This is a genomic window from Shinella lacus, assembly GCF_010994755.1.
Taxonomy (GTDB): Bacteria; Pseudomonadota; Alphaproteobacteria; order Rhizobiales; family Rhizobiaceae; genus Shinella; species Shinella lacus.
Genome location: NZ_WHSB02000007.1, coordinates 342,526 through 355,218 on the forward strand (window position 1 = coordinate 342,526; position 12,693 = coordinate 355,218).

14 protein-coding genes and 3 tRNA genes are annotated in these 12,693 nt (G+C 61.7%); 6 read left to right on the top strand and 11 right to left on the bottom strand.

Annotated features, from left to right (window positions below; translation table 11 throughout):
• Window positions 1–101 precede the first annotated feature (101 nt).
• A protein-coding gene (gene prfB, locus GB927_RS20500; RefSeq protein WP_256119064.1) for a peptide chain release factor 2 occupies window positions 102–1,233 on the top strand; the annotation gives its coding sequence in 2 pieces (ribosomal slippage) (window positions 102–170 and window positions 172–1,233; 1,131 coding nt in all).
• 201 nt (window positions 1,234–1,434) lie between these two features.
• Here prfB and GB927_RS20505 read toward each other — a convergent pair.
• From GB927_RS20505 to GB927_RS20515, 3 genes are all read right to left on the bottom strand, one after another.
• Window positions 1,435–1,938, bottom strand: coding sequence for a hypothetical protein (locus GB927_RS20505; protein ID WP_256119065.1), 504 nt, complete (start codon window positions 1,936–1,938; stop codon window positions 1,435–1,437).
• 34 nt (window positions 1,939–1,972) lie between these two features.
• Window positions 1,973–2,746 carry an NAD kinase gene (locus GB927_RS20510; protein ID WP_256119066.1) on the bottom strand — a complete coding sequence of 258 codons (774 nt, stop codon included), beginning with the start codon at window positions 2,744–2,746 and terminating at the stop codon, window positions 1,973–1,975.
• Window positions 2,747–2,872: 126 nt separating this feature from the next.
• The gene (locus tag GB927_RS20515) at window positions 2,873–3,067 is read right to left on the bottom strand and encodes a hypothetical protein (RefSeq protein ID WP_256119067.1); all 195 of its coding nucleotides are present in this window, start codon (window positions 3,065–3,067) and stop codon (window positions 2,873–2,875) included.
• A gap of 187 nt (window positions 3,068–3,254) precedes the next feature.
• Between GB927_RS20515 and GB927_RS20520 the strand changes: the two genes are divergently transcribed.
• Window positions 3,255–3,659: a nuclear transport factor 2 family protein gene (locus GB927_RS20520; protein ID WP_256119068.1), complete on the top strand. Its 405-nt coding sequence runs from the start codon at window positions 3,255–3,257 to the stop codon at window positions 3,657–3,659.
• A gap of 4 nt (window positions 3,660–3,663) precedes the next feature.
• On the opposite strand, the gene GB927_RS20525 is transcribed toward GB927_RS20520, so the two are convergent.
• From GB927_RS20525 to GB927_RS20545, 5 genes are all read right to left on the bottom strand, one after another.
• Window positions 3,664–4,155, bottom strand: coding sequence for a hypothetical protein (locus GB927_RS20525; protein ID WP_256119069.1), 492 nt, complete (start codon window positions 4,153–4,155; stop codon window positions 3,664–3,666).
• 177 nt (window positions 4,156–4,332) lie between these two features.
• Window positions 4,333–5,298 carry a hypothetical protein gene (locus GB927_RS20530; protein ID WP_256119070.1) on the bottom strand — a complete coding sequence of 322 codons (966 nt, stop codon included), beginning with the start codon at window positions 5,296–5,298 and terminating at the stop codon, window positions 4,333–4,335.
• Window positions 5,240–7,381, bottom strand: coding sequence for a caspase family protein (locus GB927_RS20535; protein ID WP_256119071.1), 2,142 nt, complete (start codon window positions 7,379–7,381; stop codon window positions 5,240–5,242). The genes GB927_RS20530 and GB927_RS20535 overlap by 59 nt, the downstream gene beginning before the upstream one ends.
• Before the next feature lie 399 nt (window positions 7,382–7,780).
• Window positions 7,781–7,856: transfer RNA gene (locus GB927_RS20540), tRNA-Thr, on the bottom strand.
• A gap of 54 nt (window positions 7,857–7,910) precedes the next feature.
• Window positions 7,911–8,858 carry a LysR family transcriptional regulator gene (locus tag GB927_RS20545; protein ID WP_256119072.1) on the bottom strand — a complete coding sequence of 316 codons (948 nt, stop codon included), beginning with the start codon at window positions 8,856–8,858 and terminating at the stop codon, window positions 7,911–7,913.
• 131 nt (window positions 8,859–8,989) lie between these two features.
• On the opposite strand from GB927_RS20545, the gene GB927_RS20550 reads away from it, so the two are divergent.
• Window positions 8,990–9,613, top strand: coding sequence for an FMN-dependent NADH-azoreductase (locus tag GB927_RS20550; RefSeq protein ID WP_256119073.1), 624 nt, complete (start codon window positions 8,990–8,992; stop codon window positions 9,611–9,613).
• A 69-nt stretch (window positions 9,614–9,682) separates the two neighbouring features.
• Here the strand turns inward: GB927_RS20550 and rlmB are convergent, their stop codons facing one another.
• Window positions 9,683–10,558: a 23S rRNA (guanosine(2251)-2'-O)-methyltransferase RlmB gene (gene rlmB, locus GB927_RS20555; protein WP_256119074.1), complete on the bottom strand. Its 876-nt coding sequence runs from the start codon at window positions 10,556–10,558 to the stop codon at window positions 9,683–9,685.
• Window positions 10,559–10,760: 202 nt separating this feature from the next.
• Here rlmB and GB927_RS20560 point away from each other — a divergent pair.
• Window positions 10,761–10,845: transfer RNA gene (locus GB927_RS20560), tRNA-Tyr, on the top strand.
• A 25-nt stretch (window positions 10,846–10,870) separates the two neighbouring features.
• Window positions 10,871–10,944 (top strand) — tRNA-Gly (locus GB927_RS20565).
• A 42-nt stretch (window positions 10,945–10,986) separates the two neighbouring features.
• On the opposite strand, the gene GB927_RS20570 is transcribed toward GB927_RS20565, so the two are convergent.
• Both GB927_RS20570 and GB927_RS20575 read right to left on the bottom strand, forming a co-directional pair.
• Window positions 10,987–11,544 (bottom strand): hypothetical protein, encoded by a 558-nt coding sequence (locus GB927_RS20570; protein WP_256119075.1) that lies wholly within the window; start codon window positions 11,542–11,544, stop codon window positions 10,987–10,989.
• 33 nt (window positions 11,545–11,577) lie between these two features.
• Complete coding sequence (locus GB927_RS20575) at window positions 11,578–12,180, bottom strand: calcium-binding protein (protein ID WP_256119076.1); 603 nt, start codon at window positions 12,178–12,180, stop codon at window positions 11,578–11,580.
• Window positions 12,181–12,566: 386 nt separating this feature from the next.
• Between GB927_RS20575 and GB927_RS20580 the strand changes: the two genes are divergently transcribed.
• The coding region (locus GB927_RS20580; protein ID WP_244910400.1) for a GTP-binding protein at window positions 12,567–12,693 on the top strand (127 nt) is incomplete at its 3' end.

A 12,693-nucleotide genomic window follows, 5' to 3' on the forward strand; every position in this document is an offset into this window, starting at 1 on the left:
TCCACGGCTGATCCCTTTGCGGGGCGGGCGCGGGGCTTTACATCCGCGCCCGCCCTCTCTATTTCACGGCCACCGAATTAGCATCGAAGAAGAAGGCGGACATGCGCGCGGAAATCGAGAACGTCGTCGACGAAATCAAGCAGGCCATAAGCCTGCTGAGGAGGCATCTTTGACTGGGATCAGGCGGTAAGACGACTGGACTGGTTGAACAACAAGGCAGAGGACCCCAACCTCTGGAACGATGCCCAGGAAGCCCAGAAGCTGATGCGCGAGCGCCAGCAGCTGGACGAAGGCATCAATGCCGTGAAGCTCATAGAGCAGCAGCTCAAGGACAATATCGAACTCATCGAGCTCGGTGAGGAAGAGGGCGACGCGGCAATCGTCAAGGAAGCCGAAGACACGCTCAAGGCTGTCCGCAACGAGGCCGCGCGCAAGCAGGTCGAAGCCATGCTCTCCGGCGAGGCCGACGGCAACGACACCTATCTCGAAGTGCATTCCGGCGCCGGCGGCACGGAAAGCCAGGACTGGGCGAACATGCTCTTGCGCATGTACACGCGCTGGGCCGAGCGCTCGGGCTACAAGGTGGAATTGCTGGAAGTCCATGACGGCGAAGAGGCGGGCATCAAGTCTGCGACGCTGCTCGTCAAGGGCCACAATGCCTATGGCTGGCTGAAGACCGAATCGGGCGTGCACCGTCTCGTCCGCATTTCGCCCTATGACAGCAATGCGCGCCGCCACACCTCGTTCTCGTCGATCTGGGTCTATCCGGTCATCGACGACTCGATCGTCATCGAAATCAACGAGAGCGACTGCCGCATCGACACCTACCGTTCGTCGGGCGCCGGTGGCCAGCACGTCAACACGACCGATTCGGCCGTGCGCATCACGCACATCCCGACCGGCATCGTGGTGGCCTGCCAGCAGGAGCGCTCGCAGCACAAGAACCGCGCCAAGGCGTGGGACATGCTGCGCGCCCGCATGTATGAAGCCGAACTGAAGAAGCGCGAAGAGGCCGCCAACGCCGAAGCCGCCTCCAAGTCGGATATCGGCTGGGGCCACCAGATCCGCTCCTACGTGCTGCAGCCCTACCAGCTGGTCAAGGACCTGCGCACCGGCGTCGAAAGCACTGCGCCTTCGGACGTGCTCGACGGCGAACTCAACGAGTTCATGGAAGCAGCCCTTGCCCACCGGGTCAACGGCGGCGCCGATGCGGTCGTGGACGACCTGAACTAAGCACTTCGGAAAATGAGATAAGAGCGGGCGCTTCGGCGCCCGTTTTTTTGGTCGCCTAAACCACCCGCGTCATCCTCGGGCTTGACCCGAGGATCCAAATTCAGGGCGTGCCATGGGGCGTGGATCCTCGGGTCAAGCCCGAGGATGACGGTGGGGAGGAGAGGTCACCATCACAATAAGCCGGCGCCTCGGCGCCCGTTTTCAGTTGGTGGCCCGCTCGATCTTGATGTCGCCGAGATCGTCGATCAGCACTGTCCAGCTTTCCGGCTCGGCGGCCTTCGGGTCGGTCTTCAGGTAGACGGTGGCGAAGAGGCCCGGCTGGGTGGTGATCCCCGTGGAATTTTCCGGCCGGATGTCCGTCACATAGGGCTTCATCGCGGAAAATTCCTCCAGCACCGTCGAGGATGCGATCTTCGGGCCCACAGCGGTCGCCTCGATCTGCTGGAGATGAACCTCGGCCGTGCCGTCCGGCTGGCGCACGGCGATCAGCTTGTAATAGCCGCGGCGCATCTCGGCCGGTTTGGCCGCAGCGGCGGTTTCCTGCTTGGCGGCGTCCTCGCCCGCATCCTCGACCGGCTCTTCCCAGAATCCGGTGCTGACGACAAAGGTGATGGTTTCCGCGACCGGCGGCTCGCCTTCGGCCCAGGCGGGCGCTCCGGCGAGAAACAGCAGGGTGAGGGCGGTGGCAAGTGCGTGCCGCGTCATGGCAAAACTCCTGTCCCGAAGTTGGGTGACAGTGTCAATAATCGAACTGTTCGGCAAGAATCCGGTCGGACCAGGAATGATCCGGATCGGAGAGGATGCGCGCGGAAAGACCGGCCGATTCGGCGATGCGCACCGAGGTCACGGATTTCACCTCGGTATTGTCGGCCACCGCATTGACCGGCCGCTTCTCCGCCTCCAGCACCTGGATGTCGACCGTCACCTTGTTCGGCAGCAGCGCACCGCGCCAGCGGCGGGGCCGGAAGGGGCTGACGGGCGTGAGCGCCAGCAGCGGCGCCTCCAGCGGCAGGATGGGGCCATGGGCGGACAGGTTATAGGCCGTCGAGCCGGCTGGCGTCGCCAGCAGCAGCCCGTCGCAGATTAACTCCTCCAGCCGCACCCGCCCATCGACGCTGACCCGCAGCTTCGCCGCCTGGTAGGACTGGCGAAACAGGTAGACCTCGTTGATCGCCAGCGCCCGGCGCTCCAGGCCGCTCGCATCGTTGGTGATCATCTCCAGCGGCCGGAAGGCATTTTCCGCCGCACCCTCGATACGGTCCAGCAGGTCCTTCGGGTCGTAGCGGTTCATCAGGAAGCCGATGGAGCCGCGGTTCATGCCATAGACCCGCTTGCCGGTGTTCATCGTGGTGTGCAGCGTCTGCAGCATGAAGCCGTCGCCGCCGAGCGCCACAATGACATCGGACTCCTCCGGATCGGCATTGCCATAGATCGACGCCAGCTCATCGCGCGCTTCCTGCGCTTCGGGCGCCTGCGAGGCGACGAAGGAGAGGGAATTGAAATTACGCGCCATGCCGCCGATCCGCATCCTTTAGAGAAGCCCTGAGCGCGCCAGGCGCGCAGGGCCGGTCTTTGTCGCATGCCTTTACGGCATGCGCATCTGAAAAATATGACAGTGTCGCTGTAACGGGCGTGGACGTCAGGCCTTGGGCGCTCCGGCCCGCGCTTCCATCGCCTTGAGCGTGGCCTGGCCGGCGGCGGCCGCCAGCATCGGATTGGCGAACGGACCCTTGACCGGATAGGTGACGCCGCGGAAGGTGAGCGTGAAGAAGTACTTTCCGTCGATGCGCTTTTCGACCGTCACCTTCGAAACTGCTTGCCTGCCTGCCGCCACGTCCATACCTCCGCAAAATGCTTTCGCGCCGCTGCCAACCTTGGGCGCACCGGCCTTGTCATGAACGCCTATAGGCCAGTCCGCCCGGCGCGGCAATGCGCCAACACGGCCGACGCTTCCCATGTTGCAGGGGAGCCGAGCTCACTTCTAGAATGGAAAACAGGTTGAAACCCCGGCAGACCAAGACATGATCGGCCTTACCGTCCCCCTCGATGATATCCGCGCGCTGGAGGAAGCGCTCCACCGTCCAGAGGTGCGCTGCTCGCGCGAAGCGGTCGAAACCCTGCTGGCCGAGGGCTTCGTCGAATTCGGCAGTTCCGGAACGATCTATCGCCGGGAGGAAACGATCGCCCTTCTTGCCGAGGAAGGGGACGAGACGGATGACGGCGCGCTCGAAGCCGGAGACTATTGTCTGAAGCCTATCTCCGGCGATGCCGTCCTGTTGACCTATCGAACGTGCCGCACCCGCAGGGACGGATCGCAGCGGCACGTTCTCAGAAGCTCCATCTGGAAGCACGACGGCCATCGATGGCAGATGATGTTCCACCAGGGCACGGTGGCGCGGAGCGCCGCAAGCGGACCTGACCCGTAAAGCGTCAGCCGAATGCCGCTTGAACCTTGGGGTTCGGGTGATTCTGGAGCCGCAGGGCGGCAAAGGGATTTGGGCCTTTATACAGGATGTCGATTTGCGAATAGGTGATGTTGTCGAAGTAGATCAGCTCCTTCACCCAACTGCCGTTGGATATGTCATCTTCCTTGAAGGAGCTGGCGCCCGGTTGCTTCAGGAATGAGAAGACGAAGCAATGGGTTGCGCTGTTGCGGTATTTCTCTTCCTCGAAGAAAAGCAGGGTAAAGGCTTCGCTCGGGCAAAATGTCTGCTGGACCGGATTGAGATATATGCCGTTCTTGGCCGCCGGTCCTCTCCGGTCCTTCTTCGGCGTGGCGTTAATCTTGCCGGCCGTATCGATGCCCGTATGCCCTTCCTGCGATGTAACATGAATGTAGATCGGCTTCCCGTTCCAGCTCCCCGTATTCAGCCGGGCATCCAGAAGCGTATCCTTCCCTCCCGTCGGTCTCCAATTGCCCATCGCGCTCTCCTTTGCGTGGCCTCACACGGATTTCTAGGTGAGGATGGAGCAGGTGCATAGCGGTGTTGGAAGACAACTTTCAATCATAGTTTCGCCTTTACGTTGCGGGGATCAGGCCAATGGCGCGCCGCATATCCCGCGGCGCAAAGGCGTGCTGATCGTTCTGGGGGCGCCGGATTAGACGACGAAGGGAAGCAATCCCGAAGAGAGATAAAGGGAAAGGGGAATGGCCAGCGCCCGCCATCCGTCGAGTTCGTCGGGATCGTATTTTTCCCTGGTGTCCCGCTGCCATGTCACGCCGCGCTTGACGACCTTGGCCGGGACGCCGGCAATGACCGTTCCGCTTTCGAGGAATGGCTTGGCGACGAAGGACTTGGCGCCCACGACGTTATCCTCGGCGATCTTCGCGCCCTTGCTGACCAGCACGCCGACGCCCAGCCAGACGTGATCACCGATCTCGATGGGCTGCGATGGGTTGAGGCGCTCGCCGGTTTCGCGGCAAATCAGGGCATGGGCATCGGTCGTGCGGATTTCGACGTTACGCGAGAACAGGCATGCGCGGCCTATTCGGACATATTGCTCCTCATGACAGAGAATATATGTGTCGCGTGCAACCGTACCGTTGCCGATATCGATCGACTTGCCGGTGCCTGTGATCGTCATGTCGCCGCCAATCGCCACCTTGTTGCCGATTGTGATCCGATTGTCTTGGCCGCGCATGGTGATGTGGTCGTTCAGGTCGACATCCTGCCCAATCGTGATGCGGTGGTTGCGACCCTTGAGGCGGATCGAGCCGCGCACACGCGACCCGGCGCCGATCGTGATCACATGGCCTTCGCCCGCGATGATCAGCTTGCTTTTAAGGGTCGCTGTTTCGGCAATCTCAAGCGTGACGCCCTCGGGCGGCATTGTCACTTTAGCGGGAGTTGGCACCCGCTCAGGCGAGGCGGGCGTCACAACCTTGCATGACCTGAAAAACTGAAACATCGCCCCTCCGTCCAGAGAAGGAGAGCCTAGACAATTTAAAGGTGCTTTGGAAGGGGAGCCGCTTTCGGCATCGTGACGGCATCCTTTGAAGAGGCCGTCAATCCGAAACCTTGAATGCCAGACTTTGCGCCATCGCACTGCTGCGGCCGGCGTCATCCAGACGGGCGAGCGCTGCAGCTACCAGATCCGCGCCCTTCGGAGGCACCCACCAAACGTCCCCGGTTGCGAATTGCGGGCCGAGAAGCGCTCCGTTCGCCGAGAAAACAGCGGGATAGATAAAACCGTCTGTGGTGCCATCAAGCCCACCGACGTGCTCGCCGGTGTCGGCGGAATAGAATTCGATCCTGTTCCCTTCGCCTGCGAAGAACCTGCTCCCGTCGGGTGAGTAGGACGTCGAGAACATGATTGCCGGCACGCGCTCTCCGACGAGTTTGCCAGTCTCCGTGTTGAGAAGGACGCGGCTATAAATGCTGTCCGTGTAGTGCTGGGCAACAATTCTGTTCGCATCGTCCCGAAACCTAAAATCCCCTAGCTGTTCCTGACCTCCGGTGGGCAGTTGGCCATATGATACCAATGTGCCCGAATGCAGATCGATCTTGCCGAAGATCATGACCATCGGCTCTTTGCCGTCTATCCTGGTGGTATTGAAGGTACATAGGAAGGCAATGGCGGAAACGCGAAGGTCGACATTCGCGTCGGCCGCATAGCAGCCATTTTGCGAGAGAGCCGAGTTGCCGGCGAATATGTCCTTAAACGCAAAACTCTTGCGTTGCTGTCCCGTCTCCGTATCCCAGACCTGAACGGCAGACTGATACGCAAAATCCTTCAGATGAGAGGTGAGGGCAACCAGAGTTCGGCTGTCCGGGCCGAAGTGCAGTGAGGCGAGTTGGTTGTTCGAGTCGCCAACACCCGGCAGCGTGATCGTTCGCAGAGTGAGTCCCGAAAGGGCGTCCACGACGATCACCTGACCGGGGCTGACATGGGCCACTATGCGTTGGCCATCCGGGGAGAGCGAAGCGTTGAAGTCCGGACTGTTCTGATTGATAGACGCGAGATCGGCAATCTTGATGCCCTTGCCCGTATCCCAGAGCGACAGGGTGCGCACCTCGCCCCATGCGCTGCCCACGACACGGTTCGTGATGGGGGAGTAGCCGCTTGGAGCCCATCCCCCTTCGGTCGGTCCCAACCGGTAGCTCGTCGAACGCGTCGCGGCCACCAGAGCGAGACGCGCTTTGGCAAACCGTGTTTCCGCATCGGCGGGGAGTGGGAGAGGCAGGCCCTTGAGAGCCTCGGAGATCGCGCCTGGCACGTCGCCGGAGGACAGCAGGCGGTGGGATTCGCCGGCGTGCTTGTCGGACAGCGTCACCGCTTGCTCTTCCGTCAGTCCGCCGTTCAACATGATCTCGGCCGTCAAAGAAGATTTGATCCAGGGCGTCTGCGACCAGTTCGTCGCTTCCCCAACGCTCTTGGAGACCTCGCTCAGCGCCCGCTGGACGGAATAACCGGGCTTGCCGACCGAGGCCACAAATGCCTCGGTGAACGGGCTCATGCTGCCGGTGCCGTCGGTGGCGATAGCGTTGGGAGAGGTCGAGTAGGCGACAAAAATCCCCTTTGCCTGCTGGCGTGCCTGCGTGTCGTTCGAGGTCACTTTCTTTAGCCCGCGTTCAATGCCACGCCCGGTGGAGACAGACAGTCCCTCTGCGCCCTCGGGCGCGAACGGGTTGTTGCGGCAGGCGTCAAGAAACACCATGACAGATGCCGCGTTCTCTTTCACGGCGTCGATGACATCGTCGATATAGACATAGGCGTCCGAAAGCGCGCCGTCCGCGGCCGCATCGGTCGCAATCATGTAGTTGCGGTCGTCGACTTGGATGCCGTGACCGGAATAATAGATGATGGCGATAGCGTCTTCAGAGATTGCCGTTTTCGCACGCGCGATGCAGTCCCGCATGACACTTCCCGTGCCGTCCGCCAATGCGAAGATGGAAAAACCGAGCTTGTGAAGTGCCGAGACGACACCGTTTGCGTCGTTGCCAGGGTTTCTGAGCGCCGGTATCCCGCCTGTATAGGCCGAATTGCCGATCACGAGCGCAACACGCTTTGGCTCTACGCCCGCGGAGGCCGGAATTTCCGTGCAGGTGTCGGCGACAAGCACCGGAAGATCGGCCGCCGCACTGGCACTTGGCCATGAGAGAAGGACAAGGAAGCCGATTGAACTGACAAGGCCGCTCTTCGCCATTACGTGCACTCCTCCGGTTTCGTTTGCCGCCATTGGCAAGCTGCGGTGCAGCGCCGTCGTTTGGCCATCGGGACGCTGAGCATGCCGAGGCCGAGGGCCTCTTTTCGCATAAGATTTGAGGAACGGCTTACAGGTTACGCTGTGCCTTGGCGTACTTCGCAATCAACTGGTTCGGGTCAATCCACGATGATCGATCTGACTTCAGGATAATGCGTTCCTTTTGCGCGGCAAGCTCACTATTTGAGGTAGTGTCTACCTCAGGAGGCTCTGTTTTCGCGCAACGCTTTGGGCAACACGCACGGCAGATTGCCGACGATCATCAATCGCCGGTTCATCACGAGTGCCGCAAAGCGAAAGGTTTTTCACGCCAATTCAACGGCTAAGTGCTTGGAGAATAAGTGGTGCCCCCACCAGGACTCGAACCCGGGACCCCCTGATTACAAATCAGGTGCTCTACCAACTGAGCTATAAGGGCACGCTGCGAGGGAGTTAGCATATTTTCCGCGGCTGTAAAGCGAAAAGGCCGGGGTCAGATCGACCAGTTGCTGTCGGTGGCGGCTCTTGGCACGATTTCCTGGCAGCGCAGCATGGAGCGGGGCAGGTTTTCCGCGAGGTGGTCGATGAGCGCGCGCACGGCCGGCAGCATGCCGTGGCGGGAGGTGAAGACGGCGTGCACGGTCGATTCGGCGCTCGACCACTCTGGCAGCACTGGCGTCAGCACGCCGCTGCGAAAACCGCGCTCCACCAGCATATCCGGCAGCATGCCGAGACCGACGCCCTCGATCGTCGCGCGCTCCAGCACGCTGAAATCCGAGCAGAGCAGCACCGGCGAATGGGAGATGTCGCGCACGTCGCCGTTCGCATGGATGAGCGTCCAGATGGCGCGCGGCGAGTTCTCCTGCATGGATAGCGTCGGCACGCGGGCGATCGTGTCGAAATCGATCGGTCCGTGGCGCTCCAGGAACCGCGGGCTCGCCGCGAGATAACGCCGCGTGCCGCCGAAACGGCGCACCACCAGCGACTGGTCGGTGTCGTAACCATCGCGCACGCGCAGTGCGACGTCGATGCGCTCCTCGATGAGATCGACCGGGCGGCCGGTGGTGAGGATGGAGAGGCGCACCTGCGGATAGCGTTTCATGAAACTTGGCAGCACGTCGGCGACCATTGGCGCGAAGCCCGGCGGCATCGACATGCGCACGGTGCCGGCCGGCTCCGCCTTGGCGACAGCGACGACGGCCTCGGCCGCCTCGACGCCGGACAGCACCGCCTCGCAGCGCTCGTAGAAGGATTGGCCGACATCGGTGATGCTGAGCTTGCGGGTGGAGCGTTCGATGAGGCGCACGCCGAGCTGCTCCTCAAGGGCCGCGATGCGCTTGCTGATCTTCGACTTCGGCACGGAGAGCGCGTTCGCCGCCGCGGTAAAACCCTTGTGCCGCACGACGGCGGCGTAGAGCGCGAGGTCGTTCAGATCCTGCATGGTACCATCTCCAGTGATTGCACCTATTATTGTTTCCTATTTGAAACGGTCAATTGGATTTTTGCCGTCTAATCACGCGATTGTTTTCAGAACATATGTTTTGCACCCAAACCGAACAGAGGTGCTGAACAATGAACGTCCTCCATATCGACTCCGGCATTCTCGGAGACCATTCCGTATCCCGCCGCCTGACCGCCGCCGTTGCAGCCCAGATCAAGGCCGAGCAGGCGGATGCCGCCACCACCTATCGCGACCTCGTCGCCAATCCGCTGCCGCATCTTTCCGGCGCCCACCTGATGGCCGCCAGCGCTAAGCCGGAAGACGTCGACGCCCAGATCGCCGCGGACGTCGCCGAGAGCGCTGCCGTGCTCGAAGAATTCCTCGCCGCCGACACGATCGTCCTCGGCGTGCCGATGTACAATTTCTCGCTGCCGAGCCAGCTCAAGGCCTGGATCGACCGCATCGCCGTCTCAGGAAAGACCTTCAGCTATAGCGCAGAGGGCCCGAAGGGCCTTGCGGGGGGCAAGAAAGTGATCATCGTCTCCACGCGCGGCGGGCACTACAGCGCCGGCCCGGCGGCCGTGATGGACCACCAGGAAAGCTACCTGAAGACCGTGCTCGGCTTCCTCGGCGTCACCGATATTGAGATCGTTCGCGCCGAAGGCCTTAACCTCAGCCCCGATTCGAAGATCGAAGCGATTTCCGAAGCCGAACGCACCATTTCGGGCGGCGTCAAGCTGCGGCTCGTCGGCTAAGCGCCACGCTTCCCATGCAAAAGGCCCGCCGGTGGAAACCGGCGGGCCTTTTTTGTGCCGGATGATCGCTTAGCTGAGGAGATGGCGCTGCGTGGCGTAGAGCGCGATCGCGGCCGCGTTCGAGACGTTGAGCGATTTGATCGCGCCGGGCATGTCGAGGCGGGCGAGCACCTTGCAGGTAGCGCGCGTCTTCTGGCGCAGTCCCTTGCCCTCCGAGCCCATGACCAGCGCGATGCGCTCGCCGGACAATGCGCCTTCAAGCGGTTCCGGCCCTTCCGAATCGAGGCCGATCGTCAGGAAGCCGAGCTTGTGTAGCTCCTCCAGCGCATCGGCCAGGTTGGTGACCTGGATATAGGGAATGAGTTCCAGCGCGCCGGACGCCGTCTTGGCCAGCACGCCCGATTCGGTCGGCGAATGGCGCTGCGTCGTGATGACGGCGCCGGCATCGAAGGCGACGGCGGAGCGCATGATGGCGCCGACATTGTGCGGGTCTGTCACCTGGTCGAGCACCAGCAGCAGCGGGCTGTCCTTCAGCGCCTCCAGCCGGCGCGCCGGCAGCGGCCGTGTTTCCAGCATCACGCCCTGGTGGATGGCTTCCGGGCCGAGCACCTTGTCGAGATCGGAGGGAAGCACGGTCTCGACCGGGTAGGGCAGGGTGGAGAAATCCCGCAGCTCCAGCCGCTGGGCGGCGTTCAGGCTCACCGAAAGCTTGATGATCTTCCGCTCGGGATTGTCGAGGGCGGCGCGCACCGTGTGCAGGCCGTAGAGATGGACCTGGTCGGGGGCGAGCGCCGGTGCCTTCCAGCCGTCGGCGGGCTTGCGGCGGCGGTCGTCCTTCGGCGTCGGGATTTCGCCGCGCTCGCGTCGCTGGTCGCGGTGCGCCCGGCGCAGATTGGCGTAATGGGTGTCTTTCGCGGACTTGCCGCCGGTATCGTCTTTGCTCATGCGGTCTTATAGGCTGGGGAGGGACGGCGCGCAAATGGCGCGGCCCGGCCGCAGCCTGGGGACGATGCGATTTTTCGTAATTTTTTCCGTGACGTCGTGTTGACAGGATGAATTGCGCCCGTCATATACCCCGCCAGATCGAAGGCACCGCCGCGAGGCACTGCCCGCCGGTCGAACTGGTCGCTTGATCCCGACGGAATATGGAGGGATGCCCGAGTGGTTAAAGGGGACGGACTGTAAATCCGTTGGCTCAGCCTACGTTGGTTCAAATCCAACTCCCTCCACCATTCTGTCAGATGGATCAAGACCCCCGCGGGTATAGCTCAATGGTAGAGCAGCAGCCTTCCAAGCTGAATACGCGGGTTCGATTCCCGCTACCCGCTCCAGTATTTTCCCGTCTTTTATAATGTTGCGTGCCGACTCGATGCCTACCCGCGTTCAAGGTAGATCTGGCATTTCTGGTTGTTGGCCTTGCCGGTGATGGTGTTTCCGTCGATCTGGACGACATAGTCGTAGGTATCCGACCGCGCGGTGACGAGGGCGTAGGAATTCGGGCCGTCCTCCGTCGCCATCGGGCTGATCTGCGCCTCGTCCGTGCCCCTGGCAGCGCCGCTATAGGCCCATTTGCCCTTGCCGACCCGGCCGAACTGCTCGTCGACGGAAAAGGTGATGGTGAACTGGCGCCGGCCGCAGGAGACGTTGCCGAGCCAGGTGCCGATGAGGTCGCTCTTGCCGGCCGAAGTCTGCTTCTCCGTGGTCTCGTTGCGCAGTTTGGAAATCTCGCTTTCGAGTTCCCGGATGATGGCGTGCAGCCGGTTGATTTCCTTCTGGGCGTCTTCCTGGCCTGACCGCGGGCCTGTCGGCCCACTCGCATCGAAATCCTGCGCAAGGATCGGCGTTGTCGCGATCATCGCCAAAAGGCCGATGATGCGACAGGCGCTGCGGGGAGGGGCTCTTTTCAAGGCGGAAAGCAAATGGGCTTGCATGGCGACCTCCCAGGCTGAATGCGCGGCTTCTGCCTAGAGAAACCAGTCTGGGTCCACATCGTTCATGTCGATGCCTTTCAGCGTTACGGTGCCGCCGCCCGAGAGTTCGAGCACCGCGGAACCGCTTTTGTTTTCGATGACCTCAAAAGTCTGCCCGCGCAGGTCGATCAAATCGGTTCCGTCTTTGAAATCGCGGATCACGTCATTGCCTTCCTTCTTGCCGAACACGAAGGTATCGACACCGTTGCCGCCGGATAGCACATCGTTGCCCTGACCGCCCCTGAGAGCGTCATCGCCGCTTCCGCCCGACAGAGTGTCGGCTCCCTTGTCGCCTAACAGTTTGTCGTTTCCGGCATTGCCCGAGACAACATCTTTGCCTGCGCCGCCTTCGACCTTGTCCCCGCCAGCGCCGCCGGCCAGCGTGTCGTTGCCGGCATCGCCCCTGAGTTTGTCGTCGCCCTTGCCGCCGTCGATGACGTCGTTTCCACCTTTACCCTTCAAGACATCGTCGCCATCCAGGCCTCGGATGGTATCGTTATTTTCGCCGCCCTTCAGGTCGTCGGCTTCGTCCGTGCCTTTAATATTCTTGCCTTTGGCTCTGACAACTTCGAGAGTTTCGCCCCAGATCATCGCCATTATGTCCTCCCGCTGATTGGAAAATAAGCGGTAGACTTTAGCGCGCGCGATGCAGGGGCGTACCTGAGCAAGGGGATATTTGCCGCATCCGTTCGGCGTAGTCGTTGTAACGCTGGGTAGGTCGCTCCGCGGATCGCAGGCGGAAGGCGACCGCGGAGCGAATCGGACCCGCGCCGCATCGGACGAGCAACGGGCATACGGCCTAAGGCCCTGCCTTGAAAAAGCGATTCCGCGTCACGATCTAACGGCTATCCGGCTCACCCAAGCCCGTTTCCGGCAGATTTTACCGTGCATTTAGCGCTTGCGCATTCGTTGCGAAAGCCTTAAACGCCTGCCAAACCGGACGGGCCGGTTAGCCCAACTTTCGTTCAGTAGGAAATAAAGAGATGGCAAAGAGCAAGTTTGAGCGCAACAAGCCTCACGTAAACATCGGCACGATCGGCCACGTCGACCATGGCAAGACGTCGCTGACGGCCGCGATCACGAAGTATTTCGGCGAATACAAGGCGTATG